Annotated in this window: 16 protein-coding genes; 6 read left to right on the forward strand and 10 right to left on the reverse strand. The window is 72.4% G+C overall.

Features of this window, described 5'->3' with window-relative positions; genetic code table 11:
• Positions 1-120: 120 nt before the first annotated feature.
• Positions 121-1,332 (reverse strand): cysteine desulfurase-like protein, encoded by a 1,212-nt coding sequence (locus ACGFIO_RS39585; RefSeq protein ID WP_392835198.1) that lies wholly within the window; start codon positions 1,330-1,332, stop codon positions 121-123.
• 351 nt (positions 1,333-1,683) lie between these two features.
• The gene (locus ACGFIO_RS39590; RefSeq protein ID WP_392835200.1) at positions 1,684-2,619 is read right to left on the reverse strand and encodes an NAD-dependent epimerase/dehydratase family protein; all 936 of its coding nucleotides are present in this window, start codon (positions 2,617-2,619) and stop codon (positions 1,684-1,686) included.
• Positions 2,620-2,670: 51 nt separating this feature from the next.
• Here ACGFIO_RS39590 and ACGFIO_RS39595 point away from each other — a divergent pair, with 51 nt between their 5' ends.
• Complete coding sequence (locus ACGFIO_RS39595; RefSeq protein ID WP_392835203.1) at positions 2,671-3,225, forward strand: TetR/AcrR family transcriptional regulator; 555 nt, start codon at positions 2,671-2,673, stop codon at positions 3,223-3,225.
• A 16-nt stretch (positions 3,226-3,241) separates the two neighbouring features.
• Here ACGFIO_RS39595 and ACGFIO_RS39600 read toward each other — a convergent pair whose 3' ends face one another.
• From ACGFIO_RS39600 to ACGFIO_RS39615, 4 genes are all read right to left on the reverse strand, one after another.
• The gene (locus tag ACGFIO_RS39600; RefSeq protein WP_392835205.1) at positions 3,242-4,378 is read right to left on the reverse strand and encodes an acyltransferase; all 1,137 of its coding nucleotides are present in this window, start codon (positions 4,376-4,378) and stop codon (positions 3,242-3,244) included.
• A 75-nt stretch (positions 4,379-4,453) separates the two neighbouring features.
• Complete coding sequence (locus ACGFIO_RS39605) at positions 4,454-5,251, reverse strand: serine protease (RefSeq protein WP_392835207.1); 798 nt, start codon at positions 5,249-5,251, stop codon at positions 4,454-4,456.
• Positions 5,252-5,275: 24 nt separating this feature from the next.
• Positions 5,276-5,659: an HPF/RaiA family ribosome-associated protein gene (locus tag ACGFIO_RS39610; RefSeq protein WP_392835210.1), complete on the reverse strand. Its 384-nt coding sequence runs from the start codon at positions 5,657-5,659 to the stop codon at positions 5,276-5,278.
• A gap of 70 nt (positions 5,660-5,729) precedes the next feature.
• Complete coding sequence (locus tag ACGFIO_RS39615; protein WP_392835213.1) at positions 5,730-6,518, reverse strand: SAM-dependent methyltransferase; 789 nt, start codon at positions 6,516-6,518, stop codon at positions 5,730-5,732.
• Between the two features lie 272 nt (positions 6,519-6,790).
• Between ACGFIO_RS39615 and ACGFIO_RS39620 the strand changes: the two genes are divergently transcribed.
• The 3 genes from ACGFIO_RS39620 (at position 6,791) to ACGFIO_RS39630 (ending at position 10,375) form a co-directional block, all read left to right on the forward strand.
• Positions 6,791-8,494, forward strand: coding sequence for a YncE family protein (locus tag ACGFIO_RS39620; RefSeq protein WP_392835216.1), 1,704 nt, complete (start codon positions 6,791-6,793; stop codon positions 8,492-8,494).
• Positions 8,494-9,585 carry a hypothetical protein gene (locus ACGFIO_RS39625; protein WP_392835437.1) on the forward strand — a complete coding sequence of 364 codons (1,092 nt, stop codon included), beginning with the start codon at positions 8,494-8,496 and terminating at the stop codon, positions 9,583-9,585. The genes ACGFIO_RS39620 and ACGFIO_RS39625 overlap by 1 nt, the downstream gene beginning before the upstream one ends.
• Positions 9,586-9,658: 73 nt before the next feature.
• The gene (locus ACGFIO_RS39630; RefSeq protein WP_392835219.1) at positions 9,659-10,375 is read left to right on the forward strand and encodes a GNAT family N-acetyltransferase; all 717 of its coding nucleotides are present in this window, start codon (positions 9,659-9,661) and stop codon (positions 10,373-10,375) included.
• Between the two features lies 1 nt (position 10,376).
• On the opposite strand, the gene menC is transcribed toward ACGFIO_RS39630, so the two are convergent.
• From menC to ACGFIO_RS39650, 4 genes are read right to left on the reverse strand one after another with little or no spacing between them, the layout of a single operon-like run.
• On the reverse strand, positions 10,377-11,483 hold the full coding sequence (gene menC, locus ACGFIO_RS39635) for an o-succinylbenzoate synthase (protein ID WP_392835221.1): 1,107 nt from the start codon (positions 11,481-11,483) through the stop codon (positions 10,377-10,379).
• Positions 11,480-12,337, reverse strand: coding sequence for a GNAT family N-acetyltransferase (locus tag ACGFIO_RS39640; RefSeq protein WP_392835224.1), 858 nt, complete (start codon positions 12,335-12,337; stop codon positions 11,480-11,482). Before ACGFIO_RS39640 ends, menC begins: the two co-directional genes overlap by 4 nt.
• 5 nt (positions 12,338-12,342) lie before the next feature.
• A complete protein-coding gene (locus ACGFIO_RS39645; RefSeq protein WP_392835227.1) occupies positions 12,343-13,476 on the reverse strand; it encodes a M20 family metallopeptidase in 1,134 nt (377 codons plus the stop codon).
• Positions 13,476-16,712, reverse strand: coding sequence for a serine hydrolase (locus ACGFIO_RS39650; protein ID WP_392835230.1), 3,237 nt, complete (start codon positions 16,710-16,712; stop codon positions 13,476-13,478). The genes ACGFIO_RS39645 and ACGFIO_RS39650 overlap by 1 nt, the downstream gene beginning before the upstream one ends.
• 284 nt (positions 16,713-16,996) lie before the next feature.
• Between ACGFIO_RS39650 and ACGFIO_RS39655 the strand changes: the two genes are divergently transcribed.
• Positions 16,997-17,827: a class I SAM-dependent methyltransferase gene (locus ACGFIO_RS39655; RefSeq protein WP_392835232.1), complete on the forward strand. Its 831-nt coding sequence runs from the start codon at positions 16,997-16,999 to the stop codon at positions 17,825-17,827.
• 155 nt (positions 17,828-17,982) lie between these two features.
• Complete coding sequence (locus ACGFIO_RS39660) at positions 17,983-19,089, forward strand: FAD-dependent monooxygenase (RefSeq protein WP_392835233.1); 1,107 nt, start codon at positions 17,983-17,985, stop codon at positions 19,087-19,089.
• Positions 19,090-19,188 lie beyond the last annotated feature (99 nt).

Below are 19,188 nucleotides of genomic sequence, written 5' to 3' on the forward strand. Positions count from 1 at the left end.
GGGGGCAGCAACGATGGGCGATGACTCAACAGCCCAGATGCCATCCGACCCTCACGGGCCGGACAACATCAAGGGTCCACCAATGAGCGACGGTCCGCACCACCCACCCAGCTACGACATCTAGATTTTGATCTTGGAGAGGGCGTCCAGGAGCAGATCGATTTCGGACGACGTGTTGTAGTGGTAGATGCTGGCGCGGACCGCTCCGCCGGTGGCGCGCAACCCGGCCGCCTCGAAGTACTCGACCGCGTAATAGTCGCCGTTCGACACGCAGATGCCCTGCTCACCCAGGATGCGCGCGGTCTCGGCGGGCGGCTGACCGGCCAGCCGGAACGACACCGTCGGGCAACGGCCGGCCGGCGCCGCGCACAGCGTCACGCCGTCGATGGCGGTCATGCCGGCCAGGAGGCGTTCGGCCAGGGAGTTCTCGTAGGCGGCGACCGCGGTCATGCTCGCGGTCAGGCGGGCGCGGCGGTCCAGGGCGGCCGGGGCCAGCGCCGACAGGCCGGCCAGGTGGTCGACGGCCGCGGTCAGCCCGGCCAGGAGCTCGAAGCTGAGCGTGCCGTACTCGTAGCGGTCGGGGGCGGTGGCCGGGGACGGGATCAGCTTGACCGGCTCCAGGGGCGCCCAGGTCTCGGGGGCGGCGACCACGGCGGCGTAGTGCGGGCCGGACCACTTGTAGGCGCTGGTCACATAGAAGTCGGCGCCGAGCAGGGTCACTTCGGTGGGGCGGTGGGCGGTCGCGTGCACGCCGTCGACGTAGGTCAGCGCGCCCGCGGCATGCGCGACGTCGGCGATCTCGCGGACCGCGGGGACGGCGCCGGTCGCGTTGCTGGCGGCGGTCAGAGCGACCAGCCGGGTACGCGGGCCGATCAGCGATCGGTACTGCGCGGCGGGCAGCTCGCCGGTCGCCACGTCGACGTCGGCCCAGAGCACGGTGGCCCCGGCGGCCGTGGCGGCCTGCACCCAGGGCCGGACGTTGCTGTCGTGGTCGAGCCGGGACACCACCACCTCGTCGCCGGGGCCCCAGTGCTGGGCCAGCGTGCGCGCCACCAGGTAGGTGAGCGCGGTGGCCGACGGGCCGAACGCCACCCCGCCCGGCTGCCCGCCGACCAGGTCCGCGACGGCGGCCCGAGCGGCGGCGACGATCTCGCCCGAGCGGCGGGCCGGGGTGTTGGCGGTGCCGCGGTTGGCGACGGCCGTACCCATCGTGTCCGCGATCGCGGCGATCACCGGGGCCGCGGGCTGGGTGCCGCCGGCCCCGTCGAAGTGGGCGAACCCCTCGGCGAGGGCGGGATAGGCGGCCCGGATCCGGGCGACGTCAAGCTCCATGCCCCGACCCTATTTGTTCGGGGCGCCGGCCGGACAACTCGCTGACCTGGGTGGACAAATCCTAATGTTCGGCGATGGCCGCCGGGCGTTCCGCTGAGCGTGGCGGGTGCGGGACCGTGTCATCAGGGGCCGGACACGGGGGCCGGCCCCTCCTGGCGTCGCCGCAGTTCAAGATCAAAATCTGGATGTCGTAGCGGGGTGGGTGGTGCGGACCGCAGCTCCCGCCGGGCCGGGCGGGCGGCTCCAAGGCCGCGGGGCGGCCAGAACAGAGCCGCCCGCCCTTCATTCCGCGTGCGTGGTCACCCTCAAAACTCCAGTGGTAGCCGGGAGCGCTGGGCGCGCTCCCGAGCGTCAGCGACGGGCCGGAGGGTGCGAGCGGAGGTCGGTCATCGTTCGGGCGACGGCCTCGGCGTGTGGGGTGAGGGGCAGCCGTCCGATGTGAGTCTCGAACGCGGCGGCGTCGATGAGGAACGGCCGGTCGAACTGCCAGAAGATCTCGGCGACGCCGCGAGCCTGCACGTCGACGAGCCCGGCCGCCCGCAGGGCGAGCTTGGGGATGGGCGTCACGCGGGGGCGACGGGCGAGGGACGCCGCGGCCGCGTACTGCCGCCCGGTCAGCGGCTCGGGTGACGGCAGGTTCCACGTGCGCCCCCACGGCGCCGCGCTGTCGGCCAGCAGCACCAGGGCACGCGCGAGGTCGGGCAGGTAGTGCAGGGCGTGGAGCTGGTCGAGCCGGCCGGGCCAGAACATGCGCCGGCCCGCGACCGCCCGCGCGAACAGGGTGTTGCCGGGGACCGAGTTCAGCCCGCGCGGCCCGGCCCCGTAATAGTCGGCGCCGCGGCCGAAGGTGACGCGCAGGTCGCCGCGCGCGAGGAGCTCGGCCCGCATGGCAGCGCGGGTGCGAGCCTTGGGGCCGTGCGGGACGGGCGCGTCGGTTTCGGTGATGGGCCGGCCGTCGCCGGGCGCCGTGTAGAGGTTGTCGGCCACCACCAGGCCGGCGCCGGCCCGGGCGGCGGCGTCGGCGACTGCGCGCGTCAGGGTGGGGAACTCTTGCGCCCAGCGGTGGTAGGACGGCATCGCGCAGTGATAGACCACCGCGGCTCCGGCCAGGGCGGCGGCCGTCGCGTCGACGTCGCCGAGGTCCACCTGCCGCTGTTCGACGCCGGTCGGCACGTCGAGGGAGCGGCGGGCCAGAGCGCGCACCGGCCGCCCGGCGTCGGCCAGGGCGCGGACGATGGCGCCGCCGATGCCGCCGCCGGCTCCGACGACCGCGTGGAGATCCGTCATGCCGTCAGGATTATGCAGACCGGTCTAGCCTGTCAACGTATGATCGGCGGCGTGACCGAGAAGACCCGCGACCGCATCGTCAGCACCGCCGCCCGCCTGTTCCGCGAGCGGGGCGTGACCGGCACCGGGGTCCTGACCGTGCTGGCCGAGGCGTCGGCGCCCCGAGGCTCGCTCTACCACCACTTCCCGCAGGGCAAGCAGGGCCTCGTGGTGGAGGCGCTGCGCCACGAGTCCGACCGGGTCACCGAGCAGTTGCGCGTCCTGCTCGCCGGCGACCCCGACGAGGCGGCCGCGCTGACCATGTTCGCCGAGGCCCTGGCCACCGAGCTGGAGGGCAGCGACTTTCGCCTCGGCTGCCCGGTCAGCACCGCCACACTCGAACTGGCCAGCGACAACGACGACATCAGGGCCGTCTGCTCGGCCACCTACCAGACGTGGATCCGCCTGATCGCCGACCACCTGGTGCTGCGCGGCCAGACGGCCGTCGCCGCCGAGGCCCGCGCCGAGCTGGCCGTCACCGCCTTCGAGGGTGCGCTACTGCTGGCCCGCGCCGCCCGGAACGCCGACGTGCTGCGCCGCGTGGCCACGACCCTGACGCTGGCCTAACTCAGGCGAAATTCGCTCAGAACCAGACCGGGCCGCACCACTCGGGGGTCTCCTTGCGCGGGCGGCTGGCCGGGACCTTGCCCCACGGCAGGAGTGACACCGGGCGGCGGGCGGCCACGTCCTCGACCCAGCCGAGCAACGCCACGAAGATCGCCACCAGGGCGAGGGTTGCGACGAAGAGGCCGGCCAGTTCGACGGTGTCGCCGAAGCGGTCCAGTTCGTAATGCTCGGCGGCGACGAAGACCAGGTCGATCGCCGCGTTGTGCCACAGATAGATCGTGACGGCGCGGGCGTTGCAGAAGTTGACCAGGCCGTTCAGCGGGCGGACGCGCTCGAGCCAGGCCATCCGCGGGTTGATCCGGAACAGCAGCAGGACGAAGCCGGCCGAGTAGACGGCGTACGCCACCGGCTCGTTGGCCAGGTCGATGCCCTCCTCGCCGGGGTGGGTGACGGTCCACCACAGGCCGGCGCCGACCAGCACCGCCGCGATCGGGAGCAGGACCGCCCAGCGGATCTTCCGCAGGACGCCGGCGTTGTGGGCGAAGCCGAGAATCCAGCAGCCGGCGAAGGTCAGCACGTCGGTCATCGCCGACTCGACGCGCATCGGCAGCGGCCAGTCGTAGTAGTCGAAGACGAACACGCCGGCGATCGGCAGCGCGGCGGCGACCAGCCCGATCATGCGGTAGAGGCGGTGCAGCAGGGGCGAGAGCAGAACCAGCCAGAGGTACGCCACCAGATACCAGAGCACGCCCTCGATCGGTGACGCCCACGACGCCGAGGGCGGCTCGACCACCGGCAGCACCCACAGCCCGAGATGTGTCCAGTGCGGCCGGTCGGGCCAAGGCAACAGCAGCATCACGGGTACGACCAGGATCGCCATCGCCCACAGCGCGGGTAGCAGGCGACGCAGCCGGCCGGTGATCGCCTGCTCCACCGAGCGCCGCATCGAGGTGGCCATCAGAGTCCCGCCCAGCGCGAACATCACGCCCATGGACGGGAACACCATGGACAGCCAGGCGAACGGGAACATGTGGTAGAGGAACACCCGGACCAGCGCGGCGGCGCGCAGGAAGTCGAAGTACCGGCTGCGTTCCTTTCTGGGCGGCGCGGCGACGGGCACGGGAGCGGTCTCGGTGCGGTAAACGGCAGGCACCGGACGAGCTTAGGAAGACGTATGGCGATCTCCCCGGCCTTCGTAGACCGGCCGGGGGAAGCCGAACGGTCAGACCTAAGAGAGATGCTTTCGGAGCAGGGGTACGAAGGTCTCGATCGAGTTCGCGTGTCCCTCCGCCGGGGACTTGCTCTCGTCACCGCCGATGTTGATGCCGACCACCTTGCCGTCCGAGTTGAGGATCGGCGCGCCGCTGGTGGCCTTCAGGGTCACCTCGTCGTCGTACTCGAACTGCAGGTACGGCGTACCCCGCTTGGCCGTCTCGACCGCGGGATAGATCCGTGAGCCCGGCTTGTCGGTCTCGGCCAGCAGGTAGACCCGGTCGCCGGGCTTCGGCGGGGCGGCGGCCAGCTCCAGCACCGTGGCGCCGCTGGTGCCGGCGACCTGGAAGGCGGCGATGTCGCGGCGGATGTCGACGTCGCTGGACACCGCCTCGGGCAGGTCGACCATCGTGGACGAGGCGACCTCGATGTTCTCGTCGTCGACGCTGGCCGCCGTCACTCCGGTGACCACGCCGGCCAGCTCGGCGCCGGTGTACTCACGGCTCATGCCGCCGGTCGTGCCGAGCAGGTGATGCGCGGTGAGCAGCAGGACCGGGCCGTCGGGCCAGCGGATCAGGAACCCCGAGCCGGCGTCGATCTCGCCCTCGGTGGTGGTGAACGTGGGCCGGAAGACGGCGTCCAGGTCCACCGACGGCGGCACCGCGTCCTCGATGGTGCCGTCGTCGGTCGCCTCCGGGTCGACGGAGAAGGCGGGCTCGGGCGCGGTGGCGCGCTGCTGGCCGCGTGGGAGCAGGCCGCAGCCCATGACGAGGGCGACCGCCAGGCCCGCCGCCACCGTCTTCGCAAGACGCATGGCGGCGAGCATAGCGTCACCGCTCTATGTCAGAGGGTCAGTTGTCGTGGGTTCGACGTGCTCACGCAGGTGCCGGTTGTTGCGCGGTTCCTGACGGGTCTTCTGGTCGTCGAGTTTGCGCCGCAGGTCGTCGCGTACGTCGTGGAGCGCCGCCTTGAGATCCTCCTCGGTCGACGTCGTGACAATCTTGTCGCGACCGGCGATCCAGCACTCGAGCGTGACCTTCTGCCCACGGGCGTTCCGGTCCTTGACCATGACCTCGATCTCGGTGGCGTCCGCGTGGAACCCGGCGAGGCGGGCGTCCAGGGTCGCGAACTGCTCGGCGATCCAGTTTCGGTCCCCCTGCGAGAACCCGGCGCCGACGCGCAGACATTCCTGCACGGTGGCTGGATCAGCGACAGCAGTCATGCCAAATCTCCTCAAAACCGGCGGATACTGACGTGGTTCTTCCTACCCAGCCCGCCGCCGCCGAAACTGATCAACGCTTTCGGGCGACCCCGCCGTACAACGCCACCTGCGCGTCGGTCAGATCGGTGGCGCCGTCCGGCCGCCACGACAGGATCGGCACCACACCCGGTTCGACCAGCTCCAGGCGGTCGAAGAACCGCTCCACGCCCGCGCGGCCGCGCAGATGCGATTCCAGTCCCTGCCGCCGCATCACCGCCGTGAACTTCGCCCAGCCGTCCGGATCGTGGTCGGCGGTCACGTGCGAGAGCGCCACGTAACTGCCGCTGGGCAGGGCGTCCATGATGCTCGGGATGATGTCGTAGGCGTCGTCGTCCGGGATGAAGTGCAGGATCGCCATCAGCAGGACGGCCACCGGCTTGCGGGTGTCGAGGTTGTCCCGTACCCCCGGCGCCCGGAGAATTTGATCTGCCTGCTGCACGGCGGCGTCGACGTAGGCGGTGCGCCCCTCGGGCGCGCTGGTGAGCAGGGCACGGGCGTGGGTGAGAACGATCGGATCGTTGTCGACATAGACGATACGCGCGGCCGGGTTGACCGCCTGGGCGCTCTCGTGGACGTTGGGCGAGGTGGGCAGGCCGGTGCCGATGTCGAGAAACTGGCTGATGCCCGCCTCGCCGGCCAGGTAGCGGACCACGCGGCGCATGAAGGCGCGGTTCTCGAGCGGGGCGGTGGCCGCGTTCGGGTTGACCTCGAGCCCTTCGGCCGCGGCGGCCCGGTCGACGGCGAAGTTGTCCTTGCCGCCGAGCAGGTAGTCGTACACCCGGGCCGGATGCGGGCGCCCGGTGTCCAGCGGCTCGGCCACGATGCCTGCCTTTCCCCCACCCCGAATCTCGGCCGGGGCGGCGTGCAGCGCCGGGGCGGCAAGCTCGGAAGTCTACTACCCGACGACCGCGCGCCGATGACACCGCCCCGAGGCCACGTTGGAGCGCAAGGTCGAGAGCGGACGGTGGTAGGACCGGACGGTAACGCGGACGCGGATACCACTGGTGGTTGGTGATGTGGCGGAACGTGCCAAATTCGGCCAGGGGGCTCCCGCTCAGGCTGCGGTCACAGCATGCTGATCGAGGGGGCACGATGAGTGAACGCAGCGGCTTGCCACCGCAGGTGTTGACCGGGATCGACAGCCCGATCCGGGAGACTCGCCTCAAGGGTGTGGGCGAGTTGGCCCGACTGGTCCTCGGCGCCGATCTCGCGGTCGCGGCCGCCGCCCGCCGGGCGCTCGGCCGGATGGCGGGCGACGAGAGCCGGGCCGTCGCGGCTGCCGCGGCGGGCATGCTCGAGCGCACGGCGATCCGGCTCGAACCCGACCACATCGACTTCGGCACCGTCCCCCGCGTCACCTCCCAGCTCGCCGCCGACATCGCGGTGCACGGTCCCCCGCTCGCCGCGGCCAGCTCGGTGACCACCTCGGGTCCGGGGCTCGCCGCCGGCCTGGACGGCAGCCGCCTGCGCATCCTCTGGGAACCCCGCTCCGACTGGCTCGACGGCACGGTCACGGTGCACGGCCCGTGCGGATGGGCCGACGTGCGGGTCACCGGCGCCATCGAGCCCGAGCCGCTCACCCGGGCGCTGATCGAGGAACTGGCCGCGGCCGACATCGACCCCAACGCGGCCCGGGTGACAGTGCTGGTGTCACCGCCGCGGCGCCGCCGGGCCGGGGCGGGCGCCCTGGTCTCCGTACTCGTCGCACTGGTCCTGCTCGGTGGAGCCGGCATGGCCTTCGCCCTCACCAACGGTGAAGGCGAGCCCCCGGCGCAACCCGCCGCAGCGCCGGTGATCGCACCGACCGTGACTGTCGAGTCGGCACCGGCGACCAAAGCACCGGCACCAAAAGGAACTCCGGTACCCAAGGTGCAGCTGGCCCGCGCGGTGGCCAGCGTCGACCGGCCGGGCCAGGTGCGCACCATCAAGGTCGGCAAAGAACCGGAGGGGGTCGCGGTCGCACCCGACGGGCGGACGGTCTACGTCGCCAACCAGGGGGCCCGGGAACTGTCCGTGGTGGACGCCCGCAGCGGCAAGGTCAGCGTGGTCAAACTGCGCAACACGCCGCGTTTCGTGGCCGTCTCCCGGGACTCACGCCTCGTGTTCGTGTCCATGTACGAGAACGACAAGAGCGGCAGCGGGGTAGCCGTCGTGGACGCGGCGCGACGCACCGTCACCCGCAACCTGAACACCGGGCAGCAGCCGTACACCCTGGCCGTCGGGCCGGACGGGCGGCTGTGGGTGCCGATCCACGGCAAGGGCCGGCTCGAGGTCTACGACGCCGCCGGCCGCGACCGGAAGCAGACCTTCCAGGTGCCGCCGAACCCGCACGCGATCGCCTTCTCCGCGCCACAGCGCCGGGCCTTCACCGCCAACCACGAGTCCAACGCGGTCGCGGTCGTCAGCTCGCGTACCGGCAAGCTCGTGAAGTCGGTCCCGGTGAGCCGCGCCCCGCACAGCGTCGCCGTCTCACCGGACGGATCACAAGTGCTTTCCGCGGGGTACGAGGCGGACAGCGCCGACCTGATCGACGCGCGGACGTTGAAGCGCACCGGGCCGCTCGAGGTGGGCCGGGACCCGCAGTTCGTGGCGTTCGCCCGGGACGGCCGGCACGCGTACGTGGTCAACGAGGGCGACGACACGGTGTCGGTGCTGGACGCGAAGACCGGGAAGGTGACCGGGACGGTCCGGGTCGGCGACAGCCCGCGGACCATCGCGATCGGGCCGGACGGGCGGTTGGCGTACGTGTCGAACGGCGGCGGCAACTCGATCACCGTGCTGCGGATCGGCGCGTGATGACCACCGCCGGCCTCGTCGCGCTGGCGGTCGTGATCTGCGGTGCGGTCAGTTACGCGGCCGCGTCGATCCTGCAGGCGGTGGCGGCCCGGCGCAGCTCCGGCACGGTCCGGACGATGGGCCACCCGCTCTATCTGGCCGGCATCGCCTGCGACCTGCTGGCCTGGGTGGGCGCGATGGTCGCGCTGCAGAGCCTGGCCGTGTACGTGGTGGAGTCCGTGCTCGCGGGTTCGCTGGCGCTAACCGTCATCGGGGCGCGGATCTTCCTGCGGTCGCGGCTACGCGGACGGGACGTGGCAGCCATCGTGGTCACCCTGGCCGCGCTGGCCGTGCTGGCCCTCTCGGCCGGGCCGCAGGAGGACGTCCCGACGTCGGACCGGCTGCGCCTCTGGCTGTGCCTGGCGGCGGTCGCGGTGGTGGCCACGGGTTGGGGCGCCGCCCGGGCGGGTGCGCCCAGCGGGGTGGTGGCGGCGCTGGCCGGGTTGTGCCTGGGCGGGGCGGCGCTGGTCGGGCGGGCCCTGCCGGTGCCGTCCGAGGGGACGGGGCTGGACAAGGCCCTGGCCATCGTGACCGAGCCACTCACCGCGGCGCTGCTGATCTTCGCGGCGACCGGCATGATGCTGTACGCCCATGCGCTGCAGCACGGCGAGGTCGGCCCGGTGACCGCGGTGCACTGGACGTTCGAAGTGCTGACCCCGTCGGCGGTGGCGGTGGCGTTCCTCGGCGACACGGTCCGGGCCGGATGGGAGATCCCGGCGACCGCCGCCGCGCTGACCACCGTGGCCGCGGCGGCGCTGCTGGCCACCGCCCCCGCGACCGGCGTGACGCATGCGGGCGAGCTCCCCGCCGGCTCCTCCCCCGGCACCACCCTGGTGCCGGCGGTCAGGCCGCGGGAGCGGATCATCTGGTGGGGGCCGCCGCCGATCTGGCGCCCGCCGAGCCGCGCGCAGTCGGCCATCTTCACCCCCCGCCTGGTGCACAAGCCGCAGCTGACCTGGGAACCGGCGTTGGCCGAGCCGTCGTGGGCGGCCGAGCTGCGCCGGGCGGTCGCCGAGGAACGTGAGAAGGCCCGTCCCTGGCACGATCTGTAGGGCGCATCCGACGGATCACCCAAGTGCGAGGCGAAGGTGTGAACCCGGGCCGGCGCCGAGCGTCGTAACGCACGTGATCCATGACCTTATCCCGCAGATGGCGAACCTGCGCGCGCACTGGCTCGGCTGGAGCGGCGGACCCGGCACGGTCGGCGAGGACCTGCCGATCTATCGCAGTGAGGTGCCGCACAACCTGCTCAACGGCGTCCTGCGGGTACGCGGAATGCCGTTCGAGGACGCCGCCGAGCAGGCCGAGAAAGTGTTGGCCGGCGTGCCGTGGCGGTGGTGGACCGGCCCGGACAGCGACCCGGGCACCGGCGAACGCCTGGCCCGTCGGGGCTACACGCGGCTGGGCCGGATGCCGGTCATGGCGGCCGACCTGACCCGGATGCCGGGCCTGACGACGCCGGCCGGACTGACCGTCGAGCCGGTGACCGGCCCGCGGGGCGTCGAGGAGTACGTGAACGCGTGCCGCACCGCGTTCGGCCTCCCCGACGAGCTGCACGAGGGCCGGGCCGACATGATCCGCCTGGTCGGGCGGATGGACGGCCGCGTGGTGGCCACCGCCGCGGTGGTGCTCAGCGACGGCGTGGCCGGCCTGTACTGGATCGCGACCGCCCCGGAGTACCGCGGTCGCGGCATCGGCGCCGAGCTGACCACCGCGGCCATGCGGATCGCCCGCGACCACGGCGTGGACGTGGCCACGCTGCAGGCCAGCAGCATGGGCGAGCCGGTCTACCGCCGGCTCGGCTTCGTCGAGGCCGGCGAGGTCGTCCTCTATCGGAGGTGAATCAGAGCGGCAGCCACTCGGTGCTGGTGGTGATCTCGGCCAGCACCTCGGGCAGCGGGTCGATACCGATGCCGGGGCCGGTCGGGACCGGGAGGTGGCCGTCGGCCAGCACGAACGGCTCGGTCACGTCGGTGCGGTAGTAGCGGCTCGACCCGGACGTGTCGCCGGGCAGGGTGAAGCCGGGCAGCGCGGCCAGCGCGACGTTGGCCGCGCGGCCCAGGCCGGTCTCGAGCATGCCGCCGCACCACACCGGGATGCTGCTGGCCTGGCAGACGTCGTGGATGCGGCGCGCCTCCAGGTAGCCGCCGACCCGGCCCGGCTTGATGTTGACGATCGAGCAGGCGCCGAGCCGGATCGCGTCGGCCGCCGCCTTGGCCGAGACGATCGACTCGTCCAGGCAGATCGGGGTGCGGACGTGCTTGGCCAGGTCGGCGTGGCCGAGGATGTCCTCCTCGTCCAGCGGCTGCTCGATCAGCAGCAGGTCGAACGGGTCGAGGCCGGCCAGCAGGGCGGCGTCGGCACGGGTGTAGGCGGTGTTGGCGTCCACCTGGAGCAGCACGTCGTCGCCGAAGCGCTCGCGGACCGCGCGGACCGGCTCGACATCCCAGCCGGGCTCGATCTTCAACTTGATGCGGACGTAACCCTCGTCCAGGTAGCCGCCGACCGCGTCGAGGAGCTCGGGAATCGAGTTCATGATGCCGACCGACACGCCACACGGCACCCGGTCGCGTACCGCGCCGAGCTCGCGGGCGAACGACCGGCCCTCGGCCCGCAGCTCGGCGTCGAGGACGGCGGTCTCCAGGGCGGCCTTGGCCATCCGATGACCCTTGAAGCGGTGCAGGGCCGGCGCCACGGCGGTCGCGTCGGCCGTCGGGCGGGCGCCCAGGGCGGGCACGAGGTAGCGGCGCAGCACGTCGGCGGCGCCCTCGACGTACTCGCTGGAGTAGAGCGGGTCGCTCATCGCGACGCACTCGCCCCAGCCCTCGGCCTCGTCGCCGACCGCGCGCAGCAACAGCACGTCGCGGCCGGTCTCGGTGCCGAACGAGGTGCGGAACGGCGCCACCAGCGGCAGGCTGATGCGGCGCAGCTCGATCCCGGTGAGTTTCACGCTTGTCCCTTCCGTCGGACGACGTACCAGCCGGAGCGGTCGAAGCCGGGCACCGCGGCGCCCGACGCGAACAGCGGGACCAGAACGTCGCGGACCGCCGTACGCCACAGTCGTGCGCACCGCGGATCGCTCTTACGCAGCCCCTCGATGTCGGTCGGCACCGCCACCAGCACCGTATCGCCGTCGACCCGGCCCGGCAGCGGTTCCCCGGACGGCGACCGGTCCAGGCCGACGACCGCACCTTCCGCGCGCAGCGCCGCCACGTCCCAGCGCCGCCCGGTGCCGGCCACCGCGTCGTCGACCCGGGGCGCGCTCAGCTCCCAGCGCAGCAGCAGCCGGTCGGTGTCGTCGTCGCCGTTGATGCCGTCGCGCATGCTGCCGTAGAAGTTCGGCAGGTACTGCACCGGCACCCCGCCCAGCTTGGCCACGTTGAAGTAGGCGTTGCGGCTGACCAGCGGGTCGAACGTCCAGGTGATGACATCGACGCCGTGGCGCAGGCACCACGCCCGCTGGTGCAGTTTCAGGGCCAGGCCGACCGCCCGGCCCATGGCCCGCCCGGTCACCCCGGCGATGTGGCTGTGCAGTTCGCGCTGGGCCGGCGGGGCGAAGAAGCCGGCACAGGCGCCGATCATGCCGGTCTCGTCGAAGGCGCCGGCGACGTAGTTGCCCGCCTTGCTCAGGGCTCGCAGCACCTCGGCGGTGATCGGCGGGTTGGTCGGGTCAGGATGCCAGATGTCGTCGAAGAGGCGCTGGACGGCGTGCAGGTCGTCGAGCTCGGTGAGCACGCGTATCTGGACACCGGCCGCGGCGGCGGCCGACTCGGCCGCGTCCTCGGCCCGCACACGCAGATCCATGGCGGTCACCAGCCCGGGTACGCGGCGCGCGCCGGGCGCGGCAGCGGGGTCAGCAGGTCGGCGGTGAGCGTGGCCAGCAGGGCGGTCCGGCCGGGCAGCTCGGCCACGATCACGTGCTCGTCGTCGGCGTGCGCTCCCCCGCCGACGGCACCGAGGCCGTCCAGGGTCGGCGTACCCACCCCGGCGGTGAAGTTGCCGTCCGAGGCGCCACCGACCGCGGCCTGTCCCGGCGGGGGCAGGCCGAGTCTCCGTGCGGCCGCGACGGCCTGCTCGTACAGGGCCTCGTGCTTCTCCAGCGGGGGCCGGTTGGGGCCGCCCTCGATGATCAGGCGGGCGCCGGGCAGGGCCGGTTCGAGCCGGTGCATGGCCGCGTCGACCCGCTGCTGCTCGTCCAGGGTGCGGATGCGGACGTCGACGGCGAAGTCGCCGGCCGCTGGCACCGTGTTGGTGGTGGTGCCCGAGATCATCCGGGTCGGCACGACGGTGGTTCCGGCCTGGTCGTCGGCCAGCGCCCGCACGGCCAGGATCTGGTGGGCCAGCTCGACCGAGGCGTTGATGCCCTTCTCGGGTTCCAGGCCGGCGTGCGCGGCGCGACCTTCCGCGCGTACCCGGTAGAGCGACACTCCCTTGCGCTCGGTCTTGAGCGCGCCGCCGTCGGCCGAGGCCTCCAGCACCAGGGCGGCGGCGCAGCCGGCGGCCTCGGCCTCGATCAGGCCGCGCGAACCGGGCGAGCCCAGCTCCTCGTCCCCGGTGACCAGGATGGTGACGCCGGAGCGGTCGGGCAGCTCGGCCACCGCGTGCAGGGCCTGGACCAGGCCGGCCTTCATGTCGAAGCACCCGGGGCCGCGCAGCACGCCGCCCTCGTGACGGAACGGGTGCGTCTCGAGCGAGCCGATCGGCCAGACCGTGTCGTGGTGGCCGAGGATCAGGACCCGGGCCGGGCCGTCGCCGAACCGCCAGCGCAGGGCGCCGTGCGGGAGGCGTTCGGGGGCGACGCCGAGCACCCGGGATCCGAGCGCGGCGAGCAGGTCGGCGCTGTGGGCCACGGCGGCCGGGTCACCCGACGGCGACTCGCACCGGATCAGATCCTCGAGGTCGGCGAGCATCCGGGGGAGGCGCTCGTGCATTCGGTTGAGCATCAGGCCACCTTGGGCGTGGCTCGCACGCCGAAATGTAGGTACTGCTCGCCGGTCGTGAGGCGGTAGAAGACGAGTGGGATCGCGTTGCGGCTGCGCGGCGGGCGTACGGCGTACCGGTCGCCACCCAGCGCGACCATCGGCAGCTCCTCGACCGGGTCGGGAACCAGCTCGGCCAGCGGGCCGGTGACGGTCATCCGGAAGATCGGCCCGTCGTCGGTCAGTAACACCTCCTGCCGCATGCCGGCCCGCTCGTAGACGCCCAGGTGCGGCGTGACGTCGCCGTCGGCCGGCACCGGCTCGAAGCGCGGCATGGCGACGCCGGCGACCTCGGCCAGGATCTCGGTGTACAGCTCCTGGTAGAGGTCGCGGCCGTTCTCGGCGTTGGTGAGCAGCGTGATCGCCAGGCCCTGGGACGGCAGCAGCCGCAGGAACGCCTGCTGCCCGATGGTGGTGCCGTCGTGCCCGATGAGCCGTTCGCCGTCCCAGCCGAAGCGGATCCAGCCGAGTCCCCACGAGTCGCCGAGTGTGTCCTTCTCCGGCAGTTCGACCTGCTGGGCGGCCATTTGGGCGGCCGCGTCGGCGGACAGGATCGGGTCACCGCCGGAAAGGTGCGCACGCGCGAACGTGAGTACGTCGGGGGCCGAGGAGTTGATCAGCCCGGCCGGCCCCAACGACCGCGGCAGCATCCACACCGGTGCCACCTTGCCCTCGGTGTGCCCGATCGCGGTGCGGTGCTTGAGCGCCTCCTCGGGCAACGTCGAGGTGCGGGTCAGACCCAGAGGCTCGATCAGACCGGTACGCACGGCCGCGTCCCACGTCCCACCGGTCAGCCGCTCGATGACCAGCCCGGCCAGCACGAACCCGGCGTTGCAGTACGACCAGGTCGCGCCGATCGGGTGGTTCTGGGCCACGTCGGCCAGCAGCTCGGCGTACTTGGCCACGCAGTCGTCGCCGCGGCCGGTGTCGGTGAACACGTCGCCGTCGATGCCGCTGGTGTGGGTCAGCAGATGCCGCATGGTGACGCCGTCGGCGTTGAGCTTGAGCTCGGGCAGCACGTCGGTCAGCGGGGCGTCCAGGTCGAGCTTGCCCTCGTCGACCAGCCGCATGACCAGCGTGGCGGTCCACACCTTGCTGATCGAGCCGATCTGGAACACCGAGTCGGGGGTCGTCTCGACGCCGGTGTCCACATTGAGCACTCCGTGCGCGACGGTGATCCGCTCGTCGGGCTCACCCACCCGCAGGATGCCAAGCGTCGCGCCCGGGACGCCGTACGAGGTGGCCAGGGCCGAGAGGCGGCGCTGCCAGTGCGCGGCGTCCAGCGGCGCGCGACGCGACCCGGTCCAGCGTCGCACCCATTCGGCCACCCGCCGGCCGTAGTCCATCCGCTGCGACGGCGGACCGTCCACGATGAACAGATGCGAGGCGCCCGGGTAGGTGACCAGCTCGGCCGGGACGCCACGCTCGCGCAGGGCGGTGTGCCACTGCTGGGCCTGGCCGACCGGGCAGCGCAGGTCGTCCTCGCCGTGCAGCACCAGCGTGGGCACTGTCACGTCGGCCACCCGGGCCTGCGGGGACATCGCGGCGTAGCGGTCCGGCGCCGTCCAGGGGCGGGCCTTGAGCTCGTACTCGGCCAGGAACGACCCCATGTCGGAGGTGCCGGCCATCGCGGTCAGGTCGGCGACCAGTCCCCCGGCGACCGCGGCCGCGAACGGGTTGTCCCGCGCGGTCAGGAAGCAGGTCATGTAGCCGCCGTAGCTGTAGCCGGTGACGGCCAGCCGCTCCGGGTCCGCCAGGCCCTCGGTGACCAGCGTCTGCACCGGCTCCAGGAAGTCGTCGGCGTCGGCCTCGCCCCACGCGCTCTGGGTGGCGGTGAAGAACTCCCGGCCGTACCCGTCGCTGGCCCTGGGGTTGAGCAGCAGGACCGTCCAGCCGTCGGCGACCAGCTGCTGGTGGTAGAGGTGGATGTCGTCGGCGGCGGCGTTCCACGCGTTGTGCGGGCCGCCGTGGATGTCGAGCAGCAGCGGCTGGGGCCCGGTCGCGGCCGGGTCGCGCATCACCCAGCCGTGCACGATGGTGCCGTCCGAGATGGTGAATTCCCGCTCGGCCCGCGGGAACAGCTCGGCGCCGGCGATGCCGTGCGAGGTCAGGACGGTTTGCGTGCCCGTCAGAAGACCGACCCGCACCACCTCGCCGAACGACTCCGGGGTGGTCAGCACGATCACCGCGGTGTCGCCGACGACCGAAAGGCCCGAGACGAGGTTCCCGGCGCCGGTCACGATCGGGCGCGGCTCGCCGCCGGTCGCCTCGACCGCGTAGAGGTGGGTGCAGCCGCGGTCGCGTACGCAGAAGAGGACGTTGCCGCGCTTGGTCAGCTGCGGCAGCGCGCCCGGGTAGCCCGGCCCGCCCGGCATCACGTTGCGGTCCAGCGGGGCGGCCAGGTCGGTCACCGGCCCGCCGTCCAGTGGCACGCGCAGCAGCCCGGCGATGTCGGCCGGCGACTCCGGCATGCCCACGACGAGCAGCGCGTCACCGTCCGGGGTCCAGACCACCGGCCCGCCCACGCCGTCGGCCAACCCGACCTCGCGCGGCCGGGCGTGCTCGTCGTTGACGTCGAGCAGGTAGAGCGGCGCGCGGGCGTCGAGGTCGGCGTCCGGCGCGGTCGCGGCGGTGAAGGCGAGCGTGGCTGAATCGGGTGACCAGGCCGGATCCCCCGCATGCCAGTCACCGTCGGTCACCTGCCGGGCCGAACCAGAGTCGAGATCAAGGACAAACAGATGCTTGCGTACGCTGCGCAGCAATCCGGCGCCGTCGGCCTTGTAGTCCACCCGCCGGGTGACCATCGGCGCCGTGTCGCCGGCCTCGGGCGTCCGGTTGACCGGTGCCGCGAAGGCGATCCTGGTGCCGTCCGGGCTCCACACCGGCGCGCCGGCGCCCATCGGCAGCTCGGTGACCGCCTCGGGCTCGCCACCGTCGGCGGGCAGCAGCCAGATCTGCTTGTCCCGCACGAAGGCGAGCCGGGTGCCGTCCGGCGACCATGCCGGCGAGGTGTCCGCCGGGCCGCGGGTCAGCCGCCGCGGCTGCTGGTCCGGGCCGGTGATCCACAGCGCGCGGTCGGTGCGGTCGGCCTCGACGTCCACGGTCCGTAGCACGTACACCACCCGGCCGTCCGGTCCGAGCGCGGGCTGCTCCGGCACCGCGACATCCCGAAGGTCCTCGATCCGCAGTCGTCGTGCCACGGGCACCCCTCCCTCGTCGTTGCTCTGGAAGCCTGCCCGCTCCGGTGCGCCGGTGTCTTTGTGCGGCACGACGAGAGCGGGGCGCCGGGCTCGTCGCGCGCGACGGCCCGATCGGCTTTCCGGAGCTGAGCGGGAGGTCTAGGAAAGGTCGTCGACCGCGAGCAGGCCGGCGATGCCCAGCCAGGCCACCTGCCACGCGGGCGGGCTGGTCCCCAAGGGAGCGGTCACCGATCACCCGGGAAATCCGGTGTCCCCGGGCACGGCCGGTCGGTACGGTCACGGCCGTGCGGGACGTCGGATCGCCGGAATGGCTGAGGCTCAACCGGGAAAACTGGGACGAGCGGGCGGGCATCCATGCTGCCAGCGAGTTCTACGACCTCCCGGGGTTCCGGGCCGGCCGGTCGACACTACGGTCGTTCGAGCCCGGCGAGGTCGGTGACGTCGCCGGCCGCAGCCTGGTGCATCTGCAGTGCCACATGGGCCAGGACACCCTCTCGTGGGCCCGGCTGGGCGCGCGGACCGTCGGTCTCGACTTCTCCGAGCCGGCCGTCCGGACCGCCCGCGAGCTCGCCCGCGTCGTCGACCTGACCGACCGCGCCCGCTTCGTCGTGGCCGACGTCCACGACGCCGCCGCGGCCCTGCCCGGTGAGCGCTTCGACATCGTCTACACCGGGCTCGGCGCGCTGGTGTGGCTGCCCGACCTGGATCGCTGGGCCGCGGTCGTGGCCTCACTGCTCAACCCCGGTGGTTTCCTCTATCTGGTCGAGTTCCACCCCTTCAGCGACGTCCTCGGCGACGACGGGCGCAGCGTCGAACACGACTACTTCGCCACCGCCGGGCACGAGGCCGACTACGAGCACACCTACACCGGCGGGCCCGCGATGACGAGCACCCGGCAGGTCCAGTGGCAGCACCCTCTCGGCCAGGTGATCACCGCGCTGGCCGGCGCCGGCCTCCGCCTGGATTTCCTGCGCGAACGGGACGTCACGCTCTTCCCGCGCTTTCCCGTGCTGGCATCGTCGGACGGCGAATACCGGTTCCCGGCGGGTCACCCGCGCGTGCCGCTGCTGTACTCGCTGCGCGCCACCCGTCCCACTCCAGTTGCATCTGAGTAAATCTTTCCTTTACGGGATTGCATTGGATTTAATCCAGCGACGGACCTAGCGTTTGCGGCAGGAACGGGGTCACCGCGATCGCTCAGGTGCCAACCTGCCGATCGGCCGGCCTCAGCGAAATCGCAGCGTCCGCGAATCGAATCGGAGGTACGACCATGCGCGCAATTGTGGCCGGCGGTGGCATCGTCGGGCTCACCACCGCGATCGCCCTGCACCAGCAGGGAATCGAAGCGATCGTCTGCGAACAGGCACCGGAGATCCGGGCCGCGGGCGCCGGACTCGGACTCTGGTCGAACGCGTTGGCGGCCTACGACGCACTCGGCCTCGGCGACCAGATCCGAGCCATCGGCAAGCCGGGCGAGATGCGCTTCCGGGATCCGGCCGGCCGCCTCATCGAAACCCCCGGGTTCACCGACGAGGACCACGCCTTCACGCTGGTCCACCGCGTGCAGCTGAACACCATGCTGGCCGACACGGTCGGCCGCGACAACATCCGGCTGAACGCCCGCGTCGTCGACTACCGGGAAGACGACCGGGGTGTCACCGCGGTGCTGAGCGACGGCACCGCGCTGGCCGGAGACATCCTCGTCGGCGCGGACGGGGCGTACTCGATGATCCGCTCGGTCCTGCTGCCCGGCAGCGAAGCGATCGAGCACGAAGGACACGTCGTCTGGCGCGCCGTGATCGACCCGCCGGAGGGCGTCACGGCCCCCGTCGCCATCACGGTGGCGGGCGAGCAGCGGACTCGCGGCGGTTTCGTACCCACCGCCGACGGTTCCGTATTCTGGCTGGTGAACCAGTTCGACTCGGGTGCGCTGAACGGCTCGCTGAAGGAGCAGGCACGCGAGCGGGCGTCGTTCCTCGACACGACCGGCTGGCTGCCGGAGATGTCGGCGCTGATCGAGGCGACCCGAGAGCACCAGATCCTGCGCAATCAGGTCATGCTCGTTCCGGAGCTGTCGCAGTGGGTGTCGAGCCGGGTGGCCCTGGTCGGGGACGCCGCGCACGCGCTGTCCCCGCACATCTCCGCCGGGGCGACACTGGGCATCGAGGATGCGCTGCTGCTCGCCCGGTTGCTCGGGGCCGCGGGCGAGATCGGGGCCGCGGGCAAGATCGGGGCCGCGCTCGGCGACTATGAGCGCGACCGGGTGCAGCACTACCGGAGGGTCAACGAGTTGTCCAAGAAGGTGGAGGACTCGGCGACGCCGGAGGAGTTCGCCATCACCTTCGCGACGTTCACCAACTGGATGATCAGCCGGTAGCGGCCGGCTCGGTGGTCTGCGGCGGGTGCCACGCTCTGGCGAGTGTGGCACCCGTTCCTGTTCATCGGCGCACGCCTTCAGTCGGGCCGCCAGGTGTGT

The sequence above is a fragment of the Actinoplanes sp. NPDC049265 genome, from assembly GCF_043197135.1.
Taxonomy (GTDB): domain Bacteria; phylum Actinomycetota; class Actinomycetes; order Mycobacteriales; family Micromonosporaceae; genus Actinoplanes.